The following is a 23468-nucleotide window of genomic DNA, read 5'->3' on the forward strand; positions in this document are numbered from 1 at the left end:
GGTGATCAGCCGGCAACCAATCCCGGATATCCGGGGGCAAAAGGAACGGCGTCTCACGATCAACACGGCGATAATCTCGGGCCATGCTCCATTCTTAAACACCACCCACAACAAAACCGGCACCGCCACACCCAAAAAGCAACAGGCTCTTTTCCGGTCTTTTTCGACATCTATTGCGGGCCAGTTGGGACCTCCCATCCCCCGGGCGGGAGGGTCAGACGATGGCGGAGATGCCCGTGATGGCGCGCCCGGCGACGAGCGTGTTGATCTCATGCGTGCCTTCGTACGAGTAGATGGCCTCGGCGTCGGAGAAGATCTTGGCCATCTCATAGTCGGTGACGATGCCGTTGCCGCCGAGGATGCTCCGGCCCATGGCGACGGATTCGCGCATGCGGGCGGTGGTGAAGGCCTTGGCCAGCGCGGATTGCTCGTCCTTGGCAAGACCCAGGTCCTCCAGCTGGGCCAGACGAACCATCATGCCCACGGAGGCCACGGTGTTCCCCAGGATCTTGACCAGCTGGTCCTGCACCAATTGGAAGGATGCGAGCGGCCGGCCAAATTGTTCGCGTTCGAGCGCATAGCGGCGGGCGACGTCGAACGCGGCCATCTGCGCTCCCACGGCCTGCCAGGCGACCCCGAGGCGGGTGACCTTCAGGACCTTGTTGGTATCGCGGAAGCTGTTGCCGCCGGCCAGCTTGAACTCGTGCCCCACCACGACGTTCTCCAGCGCGATGTCCGCGTTTTGCACGGTCCGCAGGGAGATCTTGTTTTCTATCTTGGTGGCGCTGTAGCCGGGCGTCGTCGTGTCCACCAGGAACGCCTTGACCTGGTTGTCGGCAACATCCCGGGCATAGATGAGCACCCAGTCGGAAAACGTGGCGTTGCCGATCCAGCGCTTGGCCCCGTTGAGAATCCAGTGGTCGCCCTCGCGCACGGCCGTGGTGCGGGTGCCTCCGGCAACGTCGGAACCACCGAGTGGTTCGGTGAGGCCAAACGCGCCAATTTTCTTCATGGCATAGATGTCCGGCAGCCAGGCTTCCTTCTGCTCCTCGGAGGCAAGGACCTCAATGGAGCCGGTGAACAGCCCGTCATGGACGCCCATGAAGGTTGCGATTGAGGCGTCGGCGCGCGTGAATTCGGCGTGCATGAGCCCGGCAAACACACTGGAGTGCCCCTGGCGGCGGACCGGGCTCATGACGTCCAGCTCCGCGAGCTTGGGAATCAGCTCCATGGGGAACTCGGCCCTGTTCCAGCAGTCCACGGCGATCGGCTTGACCTCCTTGGCCAAGAAATCCCGGACTTCTTGCAGGCGTTCGCGTTCGGCGTCGGTGAGCAACTGCTCAAATCCGTAAAAGTCGCCATCCGCGTAGGGAAGGTTGAACAGGTCGACGGCAGCCTTGGACATGGGCGTTCCTTTGCTTGAACTCTTCAGGGAAAGTCAACAGCCCGGCTCGACACCAGGCATGTTACTCATCAGTAACTTACCGTATCGGGGCGGCCTCGGCAAGGGGCGGGCGAGCGGCCGGGCCGCTCGCGAAGGGGCCGCCGGCGGCGCGGCGAGCCCGCACCGCCCGTAAGTTAACGCAAAAAATCCCCGGAATCGCCTGGATTCCGGGGATTTTTTCGGTAGGGCCACTCGGACTTGAACCGAGGACCTTAGGATTATGAGTCCCGCGCTCTAACCAGCTGAGCTATGGCCCCGCGGCGCTCCCCCGCCGGCGACCGCCAATGGGGAAAAGCACTCCAACAATCCTAAGGGGTCCGCGACTAAACCGCATGATCCTCATAGCTGCCGCCACGATAAATGTCCTCAAAGGTGTCCAGGGTATTCGCCAGGGTGTGTTTGGCAACCATTGCCCGACTGGCGGCCCCCATGGCGGCACGGTCCGCGGGCGAGAGACTCATGAAGGTGATGATCTTCCGGGCCAGGTCATCGCTGTCATTGGGCTTGAACAGGTACCCGTTGACGCCGTCCTGAACCAGGTGCGGCAGCGCCATGGCGTTGGCCAGGATGACAGGGGTGGAAGCGCTCATCGCTTCCAAGGTAACCAGGGACTGGAGTTCGGCGGTGCCCGGCATGACGAAAAGATCGGCCTTGAGGTAGGTTTCGCGCAACTCCGCGTCGCTGACCAACCCGGTGAATGTCACGCGTTCGCCCAGTCCCCGCTTCTGCGCCAGGGCCTTGAGCGCCTGCTTGACCTCACCGCCGCCCACCACCACCAGGTGGAGGTTCAGCTCGGTGGGCGTCTTGGCGATGGCGTCGATCAGCACGTCGATGTGCTTCTCCTCCGCCAGGCGACCCACAAACGCCACCGTGGGATAAGGATTGGGAACGATGACCTCCCCCTCCGCCAGCTCATAGTTGCCGGCCTCGATGCCGTTGGAGAGCGGCAGCACCTTGCGCAGGAACGCGTGTTGGTGCATGGCCTTGGCCGCCAGCGGCGTGGGCGTGGTGACCACATCGGCCCGGCTCATGACCTTGCCCATGTCGCGCCAAGAAACCCTGCCCACAATGTCCTTGAACCATTGCGGGAACGGCAGGAACGGGTTCAGGTTCTCCGGCATGAAGTGGTTCGTGGCCACAATCCGGATTCCGCGGCGCCGGGCCTCGTACACCACCTGTTCGCCGATCATGTAGTGGCTTTGCACGTGCACCACGTCCGGCTTGATCACGTCAAACAAGGCCGCAATGTCCTTCTTGATCTCCCACGGCAGGCAGACCCGGAAGTACTCATGCGTGGGGACCGGGCGCGAGCGCAGCCGGTGCACGACGGCTTCATCGCGTTCCTCGCTGAACATTGGCCCGCCGTCCTGGCGGCACGCCATCACATGGACATGATGGCCGCGGGTCGTCATCCCGGTGGCCAGGCGGAAGCCGAACTGCGCCGCGCCGTTGATGTGCGGCGGGTAGGTGTCGGCGGCAATGAGAATGGTCAATGGCTTCAAGTCCGCCGTGACCGGCGCGGCGGGTTCGGCGACGGGCCCGGGTTCCGCCCGGGGGGCGGCACTTTCAGATGCGCCGTTCCCGGCCGGGGACGAGCTGTCGCTCGGTGTGGATGTCACAGAAAAAACTCCTGATGGCTTGTTCGGCCCGCGGTCTGTACCGGTGCCCCAACGCAGGGAAACCGCGCGGGTCCCCCAACGCCGTCGTGCGTCTGGTCTCAAGTGCCGCGCTCCCAGGGAAGTCCCCGCTCGCGCCACGTCACCTGCGCTGCGCCGACTTGGCATCGGCCCGGCGCTTGACCACATCGGGATGATGACGCGACAGCGCAACCACCCCCACGATAGCAAGCAAAGCGGCCCCCGCCATGGATATTGCAATCACCGGCGGCACAACGGGGCGAAGCTCACCGAGGATGATGATGCCGATGGCGATGCCGATCATCGGATCGATGACCGTCAGCCCGGCAATGACCAGGTCCGGCGGCCCGCTGGCATAGGCGCTTTGCACAAACCAGCCGCCCAGCCCGCAGGCCACGCCGATGCAGATGACCGAATACCACTGGACATTGAGCAGGTATAGGCCGTTGGGGTCAAAGAACTGCTTGGAGATGATGCGGATCAGCACGGCCACGAAGCCAAACAACACGCCGGCGCCGAGAATGTAGAAAAATGCCTTGATCCGGTGCTTGAAGACCGCCAACACGCCACCAAAAATGGTGACCACGACGGCCAGCAACAGCACCACGACCAGCTCCTCCTCCGTGGTCACATCCGTGTTTTCCCGCACCACGTTGACCGCCAGCAAGACAAATAGGGCGCTGCCGGTGACGCAGGCGGTGATGGCCACGACGGTGGCCCGGTTGAGCCTGATGCCCTGGTCCTTGGAATTGACGATGGTGGTGATGACCAGGGCAATGGCGCCGATCGGTTGGATGACGGTCAGCGTGCCCAGGGTCAGCGCAATGACGTTCAAGGCCATTCCCGCCCCCAGCAGCAGCAAGCCGAACACCCACCGCGGGTTGCGGACCAGCCGCAGGAAGCCGGACCCGCGCAGGGCCAGCCCGCCGGTGTTGCTTTGCACGGCGCTGCCCTGGCGCTGTGCCCCGAACGCCAGGAAAAAGGCCCCGGCCACGGCACAGGAGACGGCCAGCCAAACCACTAGTGGCCGGCCTCATCGGGGCGCGCCGGCAGGTGCAATTGCCGGTGCTTGGCCAAAACCGCCTTGAAGTACAGGAGGAACGCGATTACATGCATCACCATGCCGGCGGCCAGAAAGACCCACGCCAGGACCGCGATGGCCCCGGAGTCCAGGGCCTTGGCCAGCAGCAGCATGGGGGTGCCGATCAACAGCACGGCCGTGCGGATTTTCCCCAGCAGCGTCACCTTCAAATCGGGGTCGCCGCGGAAGAAGTACAGGGTGGTCGCGAGCAGGACGACGTCGGGAATCAGCAGCAGCAGCAGCAGCCACAGCGGCAGGATGTTTGCCACCACCATGGTGATGATGACGGCAACCAGGGCCACCCGATCCGCCAGCGGGTCCATGATGCGGCCCAGCTGGGAGGTTTGGTGAAGTTTGCGGGCGACAAATCCGTCAACCCAGTCGGTGCCGCCCATGACGGCCAGGACAAAGACGCCCCACCCGTATTCGTGCCGGGCCAGGACGAGCCAGACGAACAGCGGCGTGCCGAGGAAGCGGATCACCGTGATGATGTTGGGGATGGTGACGATGGCGCCCGGATTGGCCACGGGCGGGTTGGAGCCGGACGGCACGATCGTCACCTCCCCCTGGGATTTTGTTGGACTCGCCCGTCTCGTCGGGACGGTGCGGAAATTACTTCTTGAACAACTTTCGCAGGAATACCACAAAGGCCGCGGCCGACACGGCGAGGACCACAAGTGGTTTCCATCGCTCTTTGGCGCCCTGCAGGGCCGTTCCGGCACGGTCCGTGGCGGTGGTGACCGTCCCCATCGCCGATTCCCGGACCTGGCCGATCAGCTGCTCGGCTTGCTTTTTCACGTCCGCCTGCGCCAGCAGTTCCTCGCGCAGCGACACCAGGTGCTCGCGGCGGACGGCCGTGCGCTCGATGAGTTCTTCTTCCGTGGCCTGGGGCCCGTTCTGGGCCGCCTTGGCCTCGTGTTCGGCCTTGGCCTTGGCCTTGGCCGCCTCCGCCTCCGCCTTTTTGGCCTTCTTTTCCGCCTTGCTGAGCGTCGGGCGGGTCAGCGTTGACGGATCAAAGTCGCGGCCGGCCCGCAGGATGCCCAGATCGTGGCGCAGCCCGCGCCAGGCGTGCACCGGCGCCAGGGGTGAGAGGGACTTGAACTTCAGTGCGGCCACCAGGGCGGAGAGGCCCATCAGGAGCAGGAGGGCCGCGGAGACCAGCAACGCGGACAGCCACAGGGGAACGACGACGGCGAGCCCGGCAATGGCCGCCACCACGAGGGCGATGACGAGCAGGGTCAGGAACACCAGCGCCAACGCGGCCGCAACCGCCACGCCGCCGATCCGGGACTTCTTCTCCCCCAGCTCGAGTTTGGCCAGTTCGACCTCGTCCGTGAGCTGGCGGGGCACCAGGCGCGAGGTGGTCTTGAGCGCGGCAATCAATGTCGGTCCCGCCGTTCCGGGATCATTGTCCGTGCGGGCGTGCATATTCTTCAGTGCACCTGCCATTGAGACCGCCTCCGTCAATTGGTTTCGCTGATCAGTTGTGCGAATACGAAATTTTTGGGTGCACTCGTCCACCGGCGCACCCTTCCCCACAAAATTACCATCCATGGTGCGCACGCGCCGTGTGGCGGGCGAGGGAATACTTTCCGGCCCGGCCACGTTATCGGCTGGGGTTTGGGCGGGCCCGCTCGAGCGGATCCGCCGCAGCGGCGGGAATACCACATACCATAAGCATTCGGGTGGTCTTTTGTGGTAATTTCACGGCTGCCGCCAACCATTCACTTTTCCGCACGCACATTGGATTCCTTTCTTGACCACCCCCTCCCATCCCGGCGACCGGCTCTCCCGCCGGCAAAAACTCATCTATGTCCTTGTCCTGGGCCTCTTGACGGCGCTCGGCCCATTCACCATCGACCTTTACCTGCCGGCATTTCCGATGATTGGCCAGGAATTGCGGGTCAGCGCGACGGCCGTGCAACTGACCCTGACCGCGACCACCATCGGGTTCGCGGCCGGGCAATTGGTGGTGGGGCCCTTCAGCGACAGGTTTGGGCGCCGGATGCCGCTGATCCTGGCCACCGCCTTGCATGTTGGGGCGTCGATCGGCGCGGCCCTGTCCACCGACATCACCATGCTCGGCGTCTTCCGCATCCTGCAGGGCGTGGGCGCGGCCGGCGGCGGTGTGGTGGCCATGGCCATGATCCGCGACCTCTTCGGCGGGTACCAATTGGTGCGCATGTTCTCCCGGATGTCCCTGGTCAACGGCATGGCCCCGATCCTGGCCCCGGTCATCGGCTCCCAGCTGCTGGGCGTCATGGACTGGCCCGGCATCTTCTGGTTCCTCGCCGGCTATGGGGCCCTGGTGGTGGTGGCGGCGTCGGTCTTCATCATTGAGACCCTGCCCCGGGAACGGCGCACGTCCGACGGCGTGGGCGTCACGGGCCGCTACCGGGCGGTGTTCGGCGACCGCATCTTTGTTGGCACCCTGGTCATTGGCGGGTTCAACTTCGCCGCCCTGTTCACGTATTTGTCCGCCTCCACGTTCTTGTTCCAAACCACCTACAGCTTCACGCCGCAGGAGTACGGGTTCTTGTTTGCGGTGAACTCCCTGGGTGTGGTGGCCGGAGTCCAGGTTGCCGCCTTCCTCATGCGGCACATCGGCCCGCAATGGGTGATGGCCTGGGCCACCGTCGCCCAACTGGTCGCGGCGGCATTCCTGGTGCTCTTCGACCAGCTTGGCCTTGGCCTGTGGGGCGTCATGGTGCCGCTCTGGTTCTTCATTTGCGCCACCGGATTCATGTTCCCCTCGATCCAGGTGCTCGGCCTGGCACGCCACGGCAAGCAGGCGGGCACGGCCGCATCGTTGTTGGGAGCCGCCACCTTCGGCTGTGCCGGACTCATCACGCCGGTGGTCGGATTGGTGGGCGTACACACGGCCACCCCGATGGCCTTGATCATGGGATCGTGCGTCGCGGTCGGCGTGGCCGCGCTGTGGCTGATTGTCCGGCCCCGGACCGTGCCGGGCCTCTAGGGCGCCCCGCGCCGGGTCCGGCAGGGTCGCCACCACGTATTTTGCCGATAATAATTTTTTGCAAAAATAATGGCCGTAAATACTGGAAATGACGAAAAATGCGTGCAAGGATCGAAACATTCGCACTGCCCCGATTTTTGGGTGCAGCGCCATCATTGGGATTGTCCCAAAAAAGTACTGATGGGGCCGGGTAAGCACGATTCACGGCTTGATTGATTCGACACGACAGGAGGCAAACCCCATGTTCAACTCATTCTTGAGCGCAATGTCTTGGGTAGGCATCTGGCCGTAGTCCAGACTTACCGCCCGTACCGGAACCAGCCGGGGTCGACTTGCAAGCGGTCGAACGGGACCAATAAATCGTCCACCGGGTGTGGCCGTGCACCAAACCGGCCCACAAACGACCGGCCCACAAAAGACCCTGCCCCCGTCCCGCGGTTGCGGGGCGAGGGCGCGCGCTCCCCCGGCTGGACTTGAACCAGCAACCCTTCGATTAACAGTCGAATGCTCTGCCAATTGAGCTACAGGGGAATGAGGCAGACATTAGATTAGCAGGGCCGGCGGCAAAAACAAAAGTCACGCCTTCCCCCGCCGGCGCCGGGCCCCGGCGGGCATCCTGGGACGAATTGGCGCGAAATCGCCCGCCTTTAACCTTCGTCGAATCGCGGCGAAAGCGCATACCGCAACAAGACGACGTTCCCAATCGGCCGCGCCTCCGCCAGCCTCGCATGCCGGCTGGGATTCCACGGAAAGCGGCCGTCGCCGACGAGCCGCGGGGCACGGGAATCGCCAACGAAGAACGGGGCGACGACCAACTGCAGTTCGTCGGCCAGGCCGCCGCACAGAAACTGGGTGTGCATCGTCTCGCCGCCCTCCACCATCAGCCGCCGGATGCCCCGGGCAAAGAGGTCCTCGCTGAGGCGGTGCATCTGAACGTGTTCGCCGCCGTCGACCACCGTCGCGCCCGGTCCGAAGCGGGCGCGAACTTCGCCCACGCGCACGCTGGGGCAATAGAGAAGTTTCTCGCCGTCCCCGGCGGTGAAGAAGTTCGCTCCCGCATCGAGCCGTCCCCAATCGGTCACCGTCACCTTCGCCGGCGACGGCTGGAGGCCCCTGGCAACGCGTTCCTCCCGCCTGGCTTCGCTGCGCACCAGGAGCCTGGGGTTGTCCCCGCGAATCGTGGCGGCACCGACCAGGATCGCGTCACAGGAGGCCCGCAGGGCATCAACGCGATCAAAGTCGGCCGCATTGGAGAGCAGCAGGCGGTCCTCGCCGGCGTCGTCGATGTATCCGTCGATCGACATGCTCGCACTGAGCACGGTGTACGGGCGCTCAGCCACGCGTCCCGCCCGCCCCCACGGTGGCCGCCCGGGGAAGTTGCGGGGAGTCGGCCAAGCCGGCGCGGCGCCGGCCCGGGCGCCCCCGCGCGGGGATGAACGCCGCGGCCCCGGRCAGGCAGGCAATGATCGCCAGGACCCCGTACACCACCGCGACGCTCACGCCCTGGCCGGCACCCAGCCCGACGGCCCCGAAGGCCCACGCGGCCGCCCCTTCCCGCGGTCCCCAGCCGGCAATGTTCGCCGGGACGGCCATGGCCAGCAGCACGAGCATCGCCAGCGGGAGCAGCTGCACCGGGGTCGCCGCCACGCCCGCGGTCCGCGCAGCGATCAGGAAGACCGCGGCATGCCCGGCCGTTGCACCGACGGAGGCCAGGACGACGCCGGGCCATGCGCGTCCGGCGAGCAGTGCGGCTCGAAGGCCGGCCACGCTGCTGCGGACCGCCCGGAACCGGAGGGCCGGGCCGGCGGCGGAGCGGACGCGAAGCACCAGTAGGGCGCCGACGGCCAGTGCCGCGACGGCCGCGGCCACCAGCGGCAGCGACAACCGCAGCGGGGAGGGCAGCAGGGCCAGCAGGAGCACGGCCAGCACGAGCTGGACGAGCTGTCCGGCGAGGCGTTCGCCGGCCACGGCCGCCAGCCCCCGTCGCACCTCACCCTGGTCCCGGCCGTGCGCCAGGCCCCGGTGCACATCCCCGAGCACGCCGCCGGGCAGCGCGGTGTTCAGGAACTGCGAGCGATAGTAGGCGACGATCGAGCGTCGCAGCGAAAGCTCCAGGCCCAGCGATCGCCCGACGAGCCGCCACCGCCACGCACTGCACACCGTTGTGAAAAACGTCAGGACGAGGGCCGCCAGCACGGCCCGCGCATCGATCCTGGTGATGCCATCCAGGAACGGGGCGGCGCCCAGCCGCCAGGCCAGCGCGGCCAGGATCACCGCCCCGGCCGACACTTTCAGCCACCGCCAGGCAACCGGGTGCCGGGACATTTCAGGCCCCGACCCGGGCGAGGACATCGGCGAAGTGCGCGGTGGCGGCCGGCCAGCTCGGCAATGTTTCCCGGCGTTGCCGGGCGGCCGTGCGCAGGCGCAGGCGCCATTCCGCGTCGCCCAGCCACCTGCGCAGTGCCGCCGCCACCGCGGCCGGGTCATCGGGCGGCACGAGCAGTCCGGGTCGGGTGGCGCCGGCTGCGTATCCAAGCGCTTCCGGCACGCCGCCGACCGCCGCCGCAATCACCGGGAGCCCGCGCGCCAGCGCCTCGGCGACGACCATGCCGTACGTTTCGGCACGCGAACAATGCACCAGGACGTCGGCGGCGRGCTGCAGGGCGGCCAGGTCCCCGGCAGTGCGGACCCCGAGGAAGCGGATCCGGTCGGCAATTCCGGCTTCGAGGGCCTGGCGGTGCAGGCGCTCGACGAATCCCGGATCGAGGTCCGCGGAGCCCACGCAGACGCAGTTCCACGCGAGGTCCCTGATCTCACCCAGGGCGGCGATAAGCACGTCGTGCCCCTTCGCCGGGGTCAGGGCCGCGACGCAGAGCAGCGCGCCGCCGTCGGCCGTGCCCGGGGCCGCGGCGGCGGCGTCCGCACCGGGGGCGATGACCTCGATCCGGCCCGGCGGCAGCCCGTAGAGTTCAAGCAGCCGGGCCTTCGTCCACTCGCTCGTGGCGACGATCGCGGTCGCCGCCCAGAGCACCGCGCCTTCGACGGCGCCGGCCGCGTCCCGGGGCCCGGACGCCAGGAGCATGTGCACGAGCACCACCAGTTGCAGGCGGCCCGCGGCCGCGCTCACGCCGGGCACGGATGAGGCGACCAGCCCGTCGAGCACCACCACGGCCCCGTCGTCCAAGCCCGCCAGCAGGCCGGTCAGGACGGCGCACGCAGCGGCGTCCGGCCGGGGCCAGGCACCGGGCAGGGCATGCTCGCGCACCGCCCATCCGCTGGCGGCCAAGCCCCGGCAGAGGCGGCGGTCATAGACGTTTCCCCCGCTGGGCCGCGCCGGGTCATCGATGCCCGCGGGGACGATGACGTGCGCCACCCTCATAGCGGACGCTCGTAGCTGGCCCACGCAATGTGGGATTCGTGCAGCGTGACCATGATGGCGGCAAGTTCGTGTGCCGCCGCACCAAAGGCGCCGGCGTGCACACGCGCCGCCAGCCGATCGGCGATGACCCGGGCCAGGGCCTCGGTGGAGGTGTTCATGCCGGCGAACGCCGGATCGTCGTCGAGGTTCCGGTAGCCCAGGTCCGCGGCAATCGCATGCAGTTCCTCGGCGGCCCGCCCGATGTCAACCACTATGTTGTCGGGATCGAGCGTTTCGCGCTTGAAGGTTGCGTCGATGAGGTACGTCGCTCCGTGCAGGCGCTGCGCCGGCCCGAAGGACGCACCGTGGAAGCTGTGCGCGATCATGATGTGGTCGCGGACCGTCACGCTGAACATGGCATCACCGGGTTCCGTAGGTTATGAGGTGGCACAGCGCCGGCTGGCGTCCGTCCGCGAGCCGCGCCATGACCTCGGGCAGTTCCTCGAACCGGGAGGAGCCGGTGAGGAGCGCATCGAAGGCCGGGTCCCGGAGCAGGGTCAGGGCGAATTCCACGCGCGCCCTGGCGGTGCGGTTGCGCCGGCGGGCGGGGGCGACGGCGCCGACCTGGCTGGAGCGGATGCCCAGCCGGCCGGAGTGAAAGGCGCCGCCCAGGGACAATCGCACCACGGTGTCGCCGTACCAGCTCAGGTCGATGACGGTGCCCTCCGGCTCCAGCAGGTCCAGGGAGAGCTGCAGGCCCTCGGACGTGGCGCTGGTGTGAAAGACGAGGTCGCAGTCCGGGGTCGCATCGGGGGGCAGCGCGAAGCCGGCGCCGAGGGCGGCAGCGACGCCGGCCTTCCCGGGGTCGACGTCGACAACGGTCACCCGCACCCCCACGATCTGGGAGAGCAAACGGGCAACACAGCAGCCCACCATGCCCGCGCCGACGACGGCGATCCGATCGCCCACCAGTGGCGCGGCATCCCACAACGCATTGACGGCGGTCTCGACCGTGCCGGCCAGCACGGCCCGTGCCGGCGGCACACCGTCGGGGACCGGGAACACCGCCGCGGCCGGCACCACGTAGGCGGTTTGATGCGGGTATAGGGCGAAAACGGTGCGCCCGAGCAAAGCGCCCGGACCCTGCTCCACGATGCCGACGTTGAGGTAGCCGTACTTGACCGGCGCCGGGAAGTCGCCGGCCTGGAAGGGTGCGCGCATCAGGGCCCGTTGGCTGGGCGGGACCCCGCCACGGAACACCAGGGCCTCACTGGCCCGGCTCACCCCCGAATACAGGGTCCGCACCAGCACCTCGTCCGGGCCGGGCGGGCGCAGGGTTTCCGCCCTGATCTCGCCGGTGCCGGGCTCTCGCAGCCAAAACGCGAACGCATCTGTCCCCACGGATCCGAGCCCCCTTCCGTTTCCACGATTAACCGTACGATTGCCCTTATCCTAATGTTGTTGCCGTCTTCAAAATACGGAGGCACCGTGCGTTCGGTTCAATCCGGTCCGATCGTCGGGCTGAGCTCCCAGCTGGCGCTCCTGCCGGTGCTCGCCCTGACCGTTGGCCTGGGCGCGCCGGGGTGGGGCGCCGGCATTGTCTATGCCCTGGCGGCGAATGCGGCCCTGGCCCGGGGGCTGGCCCGGCGGGGCGCCGGCGGTTTTGGGCCGGCCGACTGGGTGACGCTGGTGCGGGCCACGCTCGTGGCCGGGGTGGCCGCCCTCGTGGCGGAGGCATTCGTGCGGCCGGCTCCGGTGGCCGTCCTCGTCACGTTGGCCGCCCTGGCCATCGTGCTCGACGCCGTCGACGGCCGGGTGGCGCGCACCACGGGCACGACGTCGGAGCTCGGGGCCCGCTTCGACATGGAGGTCGACGCGTTTCTGATCCTGGCGCTGGCCATCTACGTCGCCCCGCGGATCGGCGTGTGGGTGCTGATGATCGGGGCGGCCCGCTACCTGTTGCTCGCCGCCGGTCGGTTCCTGCCCTGGCTGCGCGCCGCGGCACCGCCGCGGTACTGGTGCAAGGTCGTGGCCGTCATCCAGGGCGTGGCGCTGACCATCGCGGCGGCGGACATTGTGCCGCGCCCCGTCATGGGCATGGTCCTCAGGGTCGCGCTCGTGCTGCTGGCCGAGTCGTTTGGCAAGGAGGTGTGGTGGCTGTGGCGGCACCGCCGGCCCGGCGGCCGCCCCAAGGTGCCGGCACTGACCCTGCCGGCGGTGCTGCTCGTCTGGCTTGTGCTCGTCATCCCGGCGGACCCCAGCCTCATCACACCGGCCGCGTTTGTGAGCATCCCCCTCGGCGGGCTGGTCATCGTCACGGCCGCGCTCGTGCTGCCGCCGGCGCGCAGGCGGGGGGCGGCGCGGCTCGCGGGCGTGCTGCTCGGCCTGCTGGCCCTCTTGAAGGCGCTGAACCTGGGGTTCTTCGCCGCCCTTGACCGCCCGTTCGACGCCGTTGGCGACTGGTCCTACCTGGGGCCGGGCGTCGGCGTCCTGGGCGACTCGATCGGCCCGGGGTGGGCGATCGTGGCCGTCGCGGCGGCGGCGGTGCTCGCCGTCGCCGTCGTGATCGTCATGGCGCTGGCGGTCGGACGGCTGTGCCGGGCGGCGGCGGCCCACCGGCGCGTGTCCGTCCGGACCGTGACCGCGCTCGGCGTGGTGTGGATTCTCTGCGCCGTGACCGGTCTGCAGGTCGCGGCGGGCGTGCCTGTGGCCTCCACGAGTGCGGCCGCCCTGGTCTATCGCCAGCTCCAGCACGACGTCGTCGACCGGAACGCGTTCCTCGCCCAGATCGCCCGCGACCCCGTGCGCGACGTTCCCGCCGAGCAGTTGTTGACCGGGCTGCGCGGGAAGGACGTGCTGCTGGTGTTCGTGGAGAGCTACGGCCGCATCGCGGTCCAGGGCGGGACGTTCTCGCCCGGGGTTGCCGCAGCGCTCCGGGCCGGAACCGGCGAACTGGCGGCGTCGGGCTTTGCCGCGCGCAGCGCCTTTCTCACCTCGCCGACCTTTGGCGGCATCAGCTGGCTGGCCCACTCCACCCTGCAGTCCGGGCTCTGGGTTGACAGCCAGCGGCGCTACGACGACCTCCTCCCGCGCGACCGGCTGACCCTCACGGGCGCCTTCGCACGCGCCGGCTGGCGTACGGTCTCCGACATCCCGGCGGACACCACCGACTGGCCGGAGGGGAAGCGGTTCTACCACTACGACGCCGTCTATGACTCCCGGAACGTCGGCTACCGCGGCCCGAAGTTCAGCTACGCCACGATGCCTGACCAGTATGTGCTCTCCGCCTTCCACCGGCTGGAACTGGCACCCGCCCGCCGCGCGCCGGTCATGGCCGAGATCGACCTCGTCTCGAGCCACACGCCGTGGACCCCGCTCCCGCGGCCGGTGCCGTGGGAGCAGGTGGGCGACGGCACGATCTTCGACGGGATGCCGGCGCTGGGCGAGTCCCCGAAGGCCGTGTACAAGAGCCCGGAGAAGATTCGTGGCCTGTACGGGCAGTCCATCGAATACACGCTGAACACGCTCGTCTCGTTTGTCACCAGCCATCCGGACCCGAACCTGGTCTTGATCGTGGTCGGCGACCACCAGCCGAACGCGTTGGTCAGCGGCGCGCAGGCCGGACATGACGTGCCCGTCTCGATCATCGCCGCCGACCCGAACGTCTTGGCTCAGATCTCGGCCTGGAATTGGCAGGCGGGCATGTTGCCGCAGGCGGGCGCACCCGTGTGGCCGATGAGCGCGTTCCGGGATCGCTTCCTGGCGGCCTACAGCCCCGCTCTCAACGCCTCGCCACCTGCCGGCGCGTCGCCAGCAGGCCGGCCAGGCCCCCGATGATCGCCACGACCTCCACGATGGCGGCCACGAAGACCTCCCAGATGCTCCAATGCTCGTGCACGCCGAAAAGTCCCACGGTGGCGGAGATGAGGAACGCACCCAGCGTGGAGGCCCCGAACAAAACGGCGAGCACCAGCGGCAGCCAGTGATGCCAGACCAACAGCAAGATGCCAATGACGATCCCGCCGGCGAAATTGGCCAGCATGGCCGGGCCGATGACGGCGGTGTCACGGAACACCAGGAACCATTGCTCCAGGTGAATCACGGCCGAGATCAACACCGCCACCGAGACAACGATGCGAATCCACATGGCTTCCTCCCTTTCGTTCGGGCGACCCGTCCCTGACCAGGAGGCTGGTGTGCGCGTGCCTTAGTTTACCTTTTTGGGCTGAAACGGCGAGGGAAATTTCTTTCGTGGAGGCCTGCTGCGGGAGCCGAAATTTCCCGCCGGAGTGCGGCGCGTGGGGCCGGGTACGCCAAAAAACCCCGCATTCCAAGGGAGTGCAGGGCTTTCGGTGGTGAGCTCCCCCGGCTGGACTTGAACCAGCAACCCTTCGATTAACAGTCGAATGCTCTGCCAATTGAGCTACAGGGGATCGCGCAGAAACAACAATAACAAAGGGTTGCCCGGTTGCGAAATCGGCCGGTTCAGTCGCCCCGCAGTTGGCGCCTGGCGGCCTCGAGCTCCATCAGTTCGCGTTGCAGCAGCCGGTAACCCTCCGGGTCCAGCGCCGGGTCCATGCGCTGGAGCGCACCGAGCCGTTCCTGCTTCAGGCGGGTGATTTGCATTTCAAAGAGCCGCCGCAGGATGTCGCGGCAGTAGCGGTGCAGCGTTTCCTCCTTCGTGGCCGGCAGCGGGCTCAGCGCCAGCTCCGCCACCAAACCCGAAAGGGCCGCCGGAACGTTCTCCCGCACCGCCTCCAGCCACTGCGACGAGGCGGCCTGTGACTCCCCCGCCGCCGCAATGCCCCGCTGAATGGCCTGGTACGCCGCCACCCCAAAGTCCGTGGCCTGAAAATGCTGCCAATTGCCGGCACTGAGGAGCCCCGGATGCTGCAGGACCACTTCCAGGGCCTCCCGTTCCATGCGGGCCTGGGGGTCGCGCGGATCCGGCCGGCTGAACTCCGGCTGCGCCGGCACGGCCGGATCGGGCCCGACGCCGGCCGCGGCGCCCTGCCCCGGGGCGCCTTGTGGACGGCCCGGCCCCGGGGCCGCGGGGCCGGGGGCGCCCTGGTGCGCGTGGGAGCGCCGTTCGGCGGCCTTGACGGCGCGCAGGACCTCGTCCGGGTCGGCGATGCCCAGCCAGCCGGCCAGTTCCTGGCTGTACCCCATGCGGGTCGAGCCGTCGCGAATGGCGGCCACCACCGGGGCCGAGGCCCGCAGGCCGTTGACCCGGCCTTCGACCGTGCTCAGGTCAAACTTGGCCAGTGTGGAGCGGATGGCAAATTCAAACAACGGCCGGCGCGAGCGGATCAGGGAATGCACGGCCTCGTCGCCGCGGCGCTGGCGCAGCTCGCAGGGATCGGCGCCGGAGGGTTCCACGGCCACGAACGTCTGCGCCACGAACCGCTGGTCCTCGTCGAACGCCTTCAGCGCCGCCTTCTGGCCGGCCGCGTCGCCGTCGAAGGTGAAGACCACCTCCCCGCCGGTGCCGTCGTCGGAGAGCAGCCGCCGCGCCACCTTGATGTGGTCGGCGCCAAAGGCGGTCCCGCACGTGGCCACGGCGGTGTCAACGCCGGCCAGGTGGCAGGCCATGACGTCCGTGTAGCCCTCCACCACCACCAGCTGGCGCTTGGAGGCAATGTTCCGCTTCGCCAGGTCGATCCCGTACAGGACCTGGGATTTCTTGTAGAGCACGGTCTCGGGCGTGTTCAGGTACTTCGGCCCCTGGTCCTCGTCGAAGAGCTTGCGCGCACCAAAGCCCACCGTGTCCCCGGCGATGTCGCGGATGGGCCACACGAGCCGGCCCCGGAACCGGTCGTAGATCCGGCTCTGCCCGCCCCCGCCGGAGCTTTCCGAAAACATGCCGGTGAGCTTGAGCTCCTCCTGCGTGAAGCCCTTGTTGGAGAGGTGCTTGAGCAGCCCGTCCCAGCCCTGCGGCGCAAAGCCGACCCCGAACCGGTCCGCCGCGCTGCGTTCAAAGCCGCGTTCCGCCAGGAATTTTCGCCCCGCCGCCGCGGCGGGCGAGAGCAGCTGTTCGCGGAAGAACTCCCCGGCGATCTTGTGCGCGTCGAGCAGCCGCTGCCGGCGCCCCACGTCCTCGCGCCGCGGGCCGGAGCCGCCGTCCTCGTAGTGCAGCTCAAAGCCGATGCGCCCGGCCAGCTTTTCCACGGCCTCGGAAAACGGGATGTGGTCCATCTTTTGGATGAAGGAGATGACGTCGCCGCTCTCCTGGCAGCCGAAGCAGTGGAAATACCCCATCTGCGGGCGCACATGGAAGGACGGGCTGCGCTCGTCATGGAACGGGCATAGGCCCTTGAAGGAGCCGATCCCGGCCGATTTGAGGGTGACGTAGGCGTCGACGACTTCCTTGAGGTCGGTGCGCGTGCGCACCTCGTCAATGTCTTCTCGTCTAATCAGCCCGGCCACACGGCCAGTTTACGCGAGCGCCTAGAGCAGTGTGCGCTCCAGGCCCACGAGCCGCTCATGAAGCCCCAGGGCCGAGACATCGGTGAGTGAGGCGATCTGGTCGACCACCACCCGCAGCCGGGCGTCGTCGTCGGCGGCGGCCCGCCAATCCGCGGCAAACATGGTCTCCAGGTGCTGTTCGCCGGTGGCGTGCAGCACCGCCACCAACTCGCTGAGCACGTCCTGCTGGCGCTGGTAGATGGGCTGGCGGTGCTCGGTGGTCATGACGAACGTGGTGGCCAGGCCCTTCATGACGGCGATTTCCAGGGCGGTTTCCTCCGGCACGATGACGTCCGCGGCATAGCGGGTGAGCCGGTCCGGGCCGTAAATGGCCCGGGTGGCGTTGACGGCGCTCTGGCAGAAGCGCCCGATCAGCTGGCTGGTCATGTCCTTCAGTGCCGCCATCGAGGCCCGGCTGCCGTCGGCATGGCGCACCCACACGTCGGTGCCCTCCAGGCGGGCCAGGGCCGCATCGATGGCAGCGGTGTCCACGGCGGGCAGGTACCACTGCTGCGTGTAGCCCAGCACCCGGCTGCGCTGGTCCGGGTTGGCCAGCCACTTCAGCTGCACGTGCCCGGCCACGATGGCGTCTTCCACGTCGTGCACGGAGTAGGAGATGTCGTCGGCCAAGTCCATCACCTGCGCCTCGATGCAGGTCCGGCCCGCGGGCGCGTCGCGGCGCAGCCACTCGAAGACGGGGAGGTCATCGACGTAGGCGCCGAACTTGCTGGTGCGCCGGCCGTTGAGCAGGGGGGCGTCCGCGGCCAGCCACGGATATTTCGCGGAGGCGTCCAGGGAGGCGCGGGTCAGGTTCAGGCCAGCCGAACCGCCGTCGGGCATGAGCACCTTGGACTCCAGCCGGGTCAGCAGGCGCAGCGTTTGGGCGTTGCCCTCAAAGCCGCCAATGTCATGGGCCAGGTCGTTGAGGACCGACTCGCCGTTGTGGCCAAACGGGGGGTGGCCCAGGTCATGGGCGAGGCAGGCGGTGTCCACGACGTCGGGGTCGCAGCCGAGCACGTGGCCAAGTTCCCGGCCGATCTGGGCCACCTCGAGGCTGTGGGTGAGGCGGGTGCGCACGAAGTCGTCCGTGTCCGGGGCCACCACCTGGGTCTTGGCGCCGAGCCGGCGCAGCGCCGAGGAATGCAGCACCCGGGCCCGGTCCCGTTCAAAGACGGTGCGCAAACTGGTCTTGGGGGCTTCCTGGACCCATCGTTGCGCGTCGTGGGGCGAGTAGGGAGGCTGGGGCGCTGCGGTGGACATACCCCCCAGTTTAGGGCCACCGCGCCGGAGCCGTCGGAGGCCGTCCACAAGCGCCGGAGCCCGCCGTGCCCTATCCGCCGGAGACGTCCAGTTCGGCCCCGAGGAGCTCGAGCTTTTGCGATCCGCTGAGGGTGCGTTCCTTCAGCCAGCCGTCCGGCAGGGTGGTGCGCTTGGGCGTGCCGGCGCGGCCGCGGGGGCCCTCGGCGTCCGCCCCCGGGTAGGGCGAGTCCATGTCCAGCTGGTCCAGCAGTGTGCGCAGTACCTCCAAGGTGGGCACGGCCGCCAGCTGGGCGCGCAGTTCCCCGCCCACCACATACCCCTTGAAGTACCAGGCCATGTGCTTGCGGATGTCGCGCAGCGCCTTGTTTTCGTCGTCGAAGGTGTCGATCAACAGTTCGGCGTGCCGGTAGACGGCGGCGGCCACCTCGGCCAGTCCCGGCCGGTGCCGGCGGTCGCTGCCCTCGAAGGCGGCCATGAGGTCCCCGAACAGCCACGGCCGGCCCTGGCAGCCGCGGCCCACCACGACCCCGTCCACCCCGGTTTGGCGGACCATGGCAATGGCGTCCTCGGCGCTCCAGATGTCGCCGTTGCCCAGCACCGGGATGTCCGGCAGGGCCTCGCGGAGCCGGGCGATCGCCTCCCAGTCGGCATGTCCGGAGTAGAACTGGCTGGCGGTGCGGGCATGCAGGGCAACCGCCGCGACGCCGGCGTCGCGCGCAATGCGCCCGGCCTCCAGGTAGGTCAGGTGGTCGTCGTCGATGCCCTTGCGCATCTTGATGGTCAGCGGCAGCCCGCCCTTGGAGGCTTCGCGGACGGCGGTTTGCACGATCGCCGTGAAAAGGTCGATCTTCCAGGGCAGCGCCGCTCCCCCGCCGCGCCGGGTCACCTTGGCCACGGGGCAGCCGAAGTTCAGGTCGATGTGGTCGGCATGGTCTTCCTCCACGAGCATGCGCACGGCCCGGCCGACGGTTTCCGGGTCGACGCCGTACAGCTGGACGGAGCGGACCTTTTCGTCGTCGTCGTGGCTGATCAGCCGCATGGACTCCGGCGTCCGCTCGACCAGCGCCCGGGAGGTGACCATCTCCGAGACAAACACGCCGCCGCCGTGTTCCCGGCACAGCCGCCGGAACGCCGTGTTGGTGATTCCCGCCATGGGGGCCAGCACCACCGGGGTGTCCACGGTGATGTTGCCAAGTTTCAGGGGCGGCAGGTCCAGCTTGGTGTCGCTGGTGGGGATATCTGTAACAGTCACCCTGCAATTCTCTCAAAGTCGTCCAAATTAAGCCCGCCGCGCAGGTGCGGGGTCAGCACGGTGCGTGTTGGCGTGTTGTTCGGCCCGCTCAATATCGCGTTTTGTCCGCCGGGCCATTGTGTTCCCGATCGCGGTCCCCCCAGAATGAACTATGACGGTCACGTTGAGGTCCCTGGAAACCGCGGTTCCGCCGACCATCCTGGTCCAGACCGAGGCCCGGGACGTCTTCGCGGCCCAGCCCGGGCTGACCCGCCTGGGCCGGCGGCTGGTGCAGACCTGTTTTGACCAGTCCGCCATCGACACCCGGCACACGGCGGTGGCCGAGATGAGCACCACCGTCCACCCGGATTCGCCCGTGTTCTTCGACCTGGCCGCCGGGCTGCTGCTCAACCCCGGGACCAAGGCCCGCAACGACCTTTTTGCGGTCGAGGCCAGCACCTTGTTCATCGAGGCGGCCGCGGCGGCGGTGGCCGCGTGCGACGGCGTGGGGCCGGCCGACATCACGCACGTCATCACCGTTTCCTGCACCGGCTTTTTCAACCCGGGCCCGGACTACAAGATCGTGCGTGCCCTGGGCCTGGACCCCGCCGTGCAGCGCTACCATCTGGGCTTCATGGGCTGCTATGCCGCGTTCCCGGCGCTGCGGGCGGCCAAGGCCTTTTGTGACGCCGACCCGCAGGCCGTGGTGCTGGTGGTCAGCGCCGAGCTGTGTTCCCTGCATGTGCGCACCTCCAATGACCCGGACACCATCATGGGGTCCTCGCTGTTCGCCGACGGCGCGGCGGCCGCCGTCGTGACGGCCCGCGAGCTGCCGAGCACCCGGGCGGTGATCGACCTGGACCACTTCGAGACGGTCCTCACGCCGGTCGGTGAGGACTCGATGGCGTGGAACATCGGCGACCAGGGCTTTGAAATGGTGCTCACCACCTATGTGCCGCGCATCATCGATGACCACATCGTCGGCGCGCTGGAGCCGCTGCTGGCCCACGAACCGGCCCTGGCGGCACGGCCCTACCGGGACATCCGGCACTGGGCCATCCATCCCGGCGGGCGCAGCATCCTGGACAAGGTCGAGGCGAAGCTCCAGCTCACCGCCGACCAGCTCGTCCCGTCCCGGGAAACGCTGCGCAACTTTGGAAACATGAGCAGCGCCACCGTCATGTTCGTGCTCAAGCACATCCTGGGGCTACCCGCCGTGGACGCGCGGGAGAGCATCTGCGCCATGGCGTTCGGGCCCGGGCTGACGGTGGAAACCGGCTTGTTCACCAAGGTCGCCGCCGTGCCGGCCAACGATCCGCGACGCACGGCCGGGGCGGCAGTCGGTGACCTGGAAAACGCGGCCGCCCGCTAGCCGCGGCGACCCGCAAGGCCTGCGGCAGGGCCTCCAGCGCGGCTTCCTGCGCGAGCGCGACGAGGACGCCGTGGAGGAGATGGACAAACCGGACTGCGACCCCGGCCGGCTGGCCCGCACCTATGCCCAGTTCCCGCTCATCAACGCCGTGGTGTCCGGGTGGCGCGGCGCCTACCGGCAGCGGATCCGGCCCCTGCTCTCGGACACCGCCACCACCTCGCTGCTGGACATCGGCTGCGGCGGCGGGGACATCGCCCGCAAGCTGGCCCAATGGGCTGCCCGCGACGGGCTCCTGCTGGAGATCACCGCGATCGATCCGGACCAGCGGGCGCTCGACTTTGCCGCCGCGCTGCCGCCGATGCCGGGGCTGACCTTTCGCCGCGCGGACACGGCCGCGCTGGTCGGCGAGGGCCGGTCCTATGACGTGGTGATCTCCAACCACCTCCTGCACCACCTCGCCCCGTCCGAGCTCCGCGGCCTGATCGCCGATTCCCACATCCTGGCCCGCCGGGCCGTGCTGCACAGCGACATCGCCCGCCACCGCGCCGCCTACCTGTTGTTTGCCGCCGGGACCCTGCCGTTCTTCCCCGGATCGTACATTCGCCGGGACGGGCTGACCTCGATCCGGCGCAGCTATACGGCCGCGGAACTGCGCGCCGTGGTCCCGCCGACCTGGACCGTGCGGGACGTCCGCCCGTTCCGGTTCCTGCTGCTGTTCCCGGCGGACGGCCGTGGTTGAGCCGGCCGGCGGCATGGTTGATGTGGTCATCGTCGGCGCCGGGCCGGTGGGCCTGTATCTGGGCGCGCTGTTGCTGCAGCACGGAGTCAGTGTGCGGGTCCTGGAACAACGGTTGGAGCGAAGCACCCACTCCCGTGCCATCGGCATCCACCCGCCGGCCCTGGCGGCATTGGCCGCCGTCGGGGTCGCACCCGCACTGCTGGCGGAGGGAGTCCACATCCGCCGGGGCGAGGCCCGCAGCGGCGGCCGGGTGGTGTCCGGGCTGTCCTTTGCCGAGGCGTCCTCCGCCGGGCCGGTTGTGCTGACGCTCCGCCAGGCGCGCACCGAGGCCGTCCTGGAGGCCCGGGTCCGCGCGCTGGACCCGGCGGCGCTGGTGCGCGGCGTCCACATCGCCGCCCTGCACGACGCCGGCTCCCATCTCTCGCTTCGGGCCTCCCCGGGTGCCGGGCCGAACCCCTGCCGGGGACAATCGTTCCGGGGCCGGCTGGTGATCGGTGCCGACGGTGCGCGTTCGAACATCCGCCGGGCCTTGGGCATCCCCACCCGGGGCCGGAACTACCCGGACACGTACCTCATGGGCGACTTTCCCGACGACGGTGCCGACGGCGCCGTCGCGGTGCTGTACCTGGAGCCCGGCGGCATCGTGGAGTCCTTCCCGCTGCCGGACGGGCTGCGGCGGTGGGTGGCCCACACGGACGCCCTGCGCCCGGAGGCGACCGCGGCGTATTTGGCCGGGCTGATCCAAGAGCGCACCGGCGCCACGGTGGATCCGGCCGCCAACAGCATGCTCAGCGCCTTTGCGGTCCGCTCGCGGCTGGCCGCCCGGATGGTGCGCGGCAGGGCGGCGCTCGTGGGCGATGCCGCGCATGAGATCAGCCCGATCGGCGGCCAGGGCATGAACCTGGGCTGGCTGGACGCCGCGGCCCTGGCCCCCATCATCGTGGCGGCCCTGGGCGGGGAACCCACCGGCGCCCGATTGGCACGCTTTGAGCGCGGCCGCCTGCGGGCCGCCCGGCACGCGTCCTGGCAGGCCGGGCTGAACATGGCGCTCGGGCGGCCCCTGCCGGCGTCGTGCCTGGAACTACGCAATGCCGCACTTGCCCAGGCCTTCCGCAACCCGTCGCTGCGCCACGCCGTCGCCCGCCGCTTCACCATGCAGTGACCGCCCGCCCGGTCCGGCGCCCGCCTACTCCCCGAGCACGAGCGTCTCGGCGCCGCGGACCGCGGCCGCGCCCACCTCGATCATGGGATTGACGACGGCGGCCACCGCTTCCATGGAATCGTCCAGTTCCAGCAGCACCGGGTACTGGTGGGTGATCAGGGCCAGCAGGTCGTACACGGCGCGCACGGCATCGTCGCGGGCAAGGTCCGGCTCGACGCCCAGGAACACTTCCGAGGCCGGGGCCGCCGGAGCTGATCCGTCCGGCAAGCCGGCGCCCGGCGCGTAGCTGATCGCGAATGCCTCGATGCGATGCTTCCCGCCCGGCTGCGCGCGGGAGCCCGCGGCGGCGCCGTGCCCGGCCCGCAGCACCAGCGCCCCGCGGGCGCCGGTGAGATCATCCAGGAACATGCGCTGCACGGCGCCCGGGGTCAGCGGGCCGGTGGGATCCCACCGGTTCACGGACTCGTAGTAGCGGCCCACCACATCGCTTAGTTCCACGGATCCGGTGGCCAGCTCCTGCACGCGTGCCGTGGCCTCCGCCTCGGTGCCCTCCCCGAAGACCGGCAGTTTCAGCGCGCCCGGGGCCACCTCAACGACCCGGTTGCGCTGGAGCGCGGTGAGCCCGGCCGCCGCGGCAAAACCGGCACCCGAGGTGCCGGGGGACACCTTGGTGCGCAACGCCGTCGTCCCAACCAAACCGGCGGCCCGCGCCTGCCGCGCCGCCGCGCGCAGCCGGCCCAGC

Annotated in this window: 20 protein-coding genes and 3 tRNA genes; 5 read left to right on the forward strand and 18 right to left on the reverse strand. The window is 68.8% G+C overall.

The genetic code is table 11. The features are described 5' to 3' along the window. Positions 1-214 precede the first annotated feature (214 nt). The 6 genes from AB4Y80_RS15340 to AB4Y80_RS15365 form a co-directional block, all read right to left on the reverse strand. Entirely contained in the window at positions 215-1405 is a 1191-nt protein-coding gene (locus AB4Y80_RS15340) for an acyl-CoA dehydrogenase family protein (protein ID WP_442215213.1), read from the reverse strand. Between the two features lie 222 nt (positions 1406-1627). Further along, positions 1628-1701, reverse strand: a tRNA-Ile gene (locus AB4Y80_RS15345). Positions 1702-1767: 66 nt separating this feature from the next. Next, complete coding sequence (locus AB4Y80_RS15350; protein ID WP_442215232.1) at positions 1768-2946, reverse strand: glycosyltransferase; 1179 nt, start codon at positions 2944-2946, stop codon at positions 1768-1770. A 256-nt stretch (positions 2947-3202) separates the two neighbouring features. Then, positions 3203-4102 carry a DMT family transporter gene (locus AB4Y80_RS15355; protein ID WP_442215214.1) on the reverse strand — a complete coding sequence of 300 codons (900 nt, stop codon included), beginning with the start codon at positions 4100-4102 and terminating at the stop codon, positions 3203-3205. Then, positions 4102-4722: a CDP-alcohol phosphatidyltransferase family protein gene (locus AB4Y80_RS15360; protein ID WP_442215215.1), complete on the reverse strand. Its 621-nt coding sequence runs from the start codon at positions 4720-4722 to the stop codon at positions 4102-4104. The genes AB4Y80_RS15355 and AB4Y80_RS15360 overlap by 1 nt, the downstream gene beginning before the upstream one ends. A 52-nt stretch (positions 4723-4774) precedes the next feature. Continuing rightward, positions 4775-5611, reverse strand: coding sequence for a phage holin family protein (locus tag AB4Y80_RS15365; protein ID WP_442215216.1), 837 nt, complete (start codon positions 5609-5611; stop codon positions 4775-4777). A gap of 307 nt (positions 5612-5918) precedes the next feature. Between AB4Y80_RS15365 and AB4Y80_RS15370 the strand changes: the two genes are divergently transcribed. Then, on the forward strand, positions 5919-7139 hold the full coding sequence (locus AB4Y80_RS15370; RefSeq protein ID WP_442215217.1) for a multidrug effflux MFS transporter: 1221 nt from the start codon (positions 5919-5921) through the stop codon (positions 7137-7139). Positions 7140-7597: 458 nt separating this feature from the next. On the opposite strand, the gene AB4Y80_RS15375 is transcribed toward AB4Y80_RS15370, so the two are convergent. The 6 genes from AB4Y80_RS15375 to AB4Y80_RS15400 all read right to left on the reverse strand — a co-directional run bounded on the left by AB4Y80_RS15375 (position 7598) and on the right by AB4Y80_RS15400 (position 11898). After that, positions 7598-7670 (reverse strand) — tRNA-Asn (locus AB4Y80_RS15375). Positions 7671-7786: 116 nt separating this feature from the next. Further along, positions 7787-8479, reverse strand: a complete 693-nt coding sequence (locus AB4Y80_RS15380) for a RibD family protein (protein WP_442215218.1) — start codon at positions 8477-8479, stop codon at positions 7787-7789. Next, positions 8472-9464, reverse strand: a complete 993-nt coding sequence (locus tag AB4Y80_RS15385; protein WP_442215219.1) for a lysylphosphatidylglycerol synthase transmembrane domain-containing protein — start codon at positions 9462-9464, stop codon at positions 8472-8474. The genes AB4Y80_RS15380 and AB4Y80_RS15385 overlap by 8 nt, the downstream gene beginning before the upstream one ends. Position 9465: 1 nt before the next feature. Continuing rightward, positions 9466-10518 carry a glycosyltransferase family 4 protein gene (locus tag AB4Y80_RS15390; RefSeq protein WP_442215220.1) on the reverse strand — a complete coding sequence of 351 codons (1053 nt, stop codon included), beginning with the start codon at positions 10516-10518 and terminating at the stop codon, positions 9466-9468. Further along, positions 10515-10913, reverse strand: coding sequence for a 6-pyruvoyl trahydropterin synthase family protein (locus AB4Y80_RS15395; protein ID WP_442215221.1), 399 nt, complete (start codon positions 10911-10913; stop codon positions 10515-10517). Before AB4Y80_RS15395 ends, AB4Y80_RS15390 begins: the two co-directional genes overlap by 4 nt. Positions 10914-10917: 4 nt before the next feature. Then, the gene (locus AB4Y80_RS15400; protein ID WP_442215222.1) at positions 10918-11898 is read right to left on the reverse strand and encodes a dehydrogenase; all 981 of its coding nucleotides are present in this window, start codon (positions 11896-11898) and stop codon (positions 10918-10920) included. A gap of 87 nt (positions 11899-11985) precedes the next feature. Between AB4Y80_RS15400 and AB4Y80_RS15405 the strand changes: the two genes are divergently transcribed. Further along, a complete protein-coding gene (locus AB4Y80_RS15405) occupies positions 11986-14334 on the forward strand; it encodes a CDP-alcohol phosphatidyltransferase family protein (protein WP_442215223.1) in 2349 nt (782 codons plus the stop codon). On the opposite strand, the gene AB4Y80_RS15410 is transcribed toward AB4Y80_RS15405, so the two are convergent. The 5 genes from AB4Y80_RS15410 to dusB all read right to left on the reverse strand — a co-directional run bounded on the left by AB4Y80_RS15410 (position 14279) and on the right by dusB (position 19474). Continuing rightward, positions 14279-14644, reverse strand: coding sequence for a hypothetical protein (locus tag AB4Y80_RS15410; protein WP_442215224.1), 366 nt, complete (start codon positions 14642-14644; stop codon positions 14279-14281). The two genes, AB4Y80_RS15405 and AB4Y80_RS15410, sit on opposite strands and share 56 nt — an antisense overlap. Positions 14645-14857: 213 nt before the next feature. Then, positions 14858-14930 (reverse strand) — tRNA-Asn (locus tag AB4Y80_RS15415). Positions 14931-14982: 52 nt separating this feature from the next. Next, complete coding sequence (gene dnaG / locus AB4Y80_RS15420) at positions 14983-16923, reverse strand: DNA primase (RefSeq protein WP_442215225.1); 1941 nt, start codon at positions 16921-16923, stop codon at positions 14983-14985. A gap of 21 nt (positions 16924-16944) precedes the next feature. Continuing rightward, entirely contained in the window at positions 16945-18222 is a 1278-nt protein-coding gene (locus AB4Y80_RS15425) for a deoxyguanosinetriphosphate triphosphohydrolase (protein ID WP_442215226.1), read from the reverse strand. 70 nt (positions 18223-18292) lie between these two features. Beyond that, positions 18293-19474, reverse strand: a complete 1182-nt coding sequence (gene dusB, locus AB4Y80_RS15430) for a tRNA dihydrouridine synthase DusB (RefSeq protein ID WP_442215227.1) — start codon at positions 19472-19474, stop codon at positions 18293-18295. A gap of 151 nt (positions 19475-19625) precedes the next feature. Here dusB and AB4Y80_RS15435 point away from each other — a divergent pair, with 151 nt between their 5' ends. From AB4Y80_RS15435 to AB4Y80_RS15445, 3 genes are read left to right on the forward strand one after another with little or no spacing between them, the layout of a single operon-like run. After that, positions 19626-20825 (forward strand): type III polyketide synthase, encoded by a 1200-nt coding sequence (locus AB4Y80_RS15435; protein ID WP_442215228.1) that lies wholly within the window; start codon positions 19626-19628, stop codon positions 20823-20825. After that, positions 20797-21564 carry a class I SAM-dependent methyltransferase gene (locus tag AB4Y80_RS15440; RefSeq protein ID WP_442215229.1) on the forward strand — a complete coding sequence of 256 codons (768 nt, stop codon included), beginning with the start codon at positions 20797-20799 and terminating at the stop codon, positions 21562-21564. Before AB4Y80_RS15435 ends, AB4Y80_RS15440 begins: the two co-directional genes overlap by 29 nt. After that, a complete protein-coding gene (locus AB4Y80_RS15445; protein ID WP_442215230.1) occupies positions 21557-22726 on the forward strand; it encodes an FAD-dependent oxidoreductase in 1170 nt (389 codons plus the stop codon). The genes AB4Y80_RS15440 and AB4Y80_RS15445 overlap by 8 nt, the downstream gene beginning before the upstream one ends. A 24-nt stretch (positions 22727-22750) precedes the next feature. Here AB4Y80_RS15445 and AB4Y80_RS15450 read toward each other — a convergent pair. Further along, positions 22751-23468: GNAT family N-acetyltransferase (locus AB4Y80_RS15450; protein ID WP_442215231.1), on the reverse strand; the 718-nt coding region annotated here is incomplete at its 5' end.

The organism is Specibacter sp. RAF43 (assembly GCF_052114065.1).
Classification (GTDB): domain Bacteria; phylum Actinomycetota; class Actinomycetes; order Actinomycetales; family Micrococcaceae; genus Specibacter.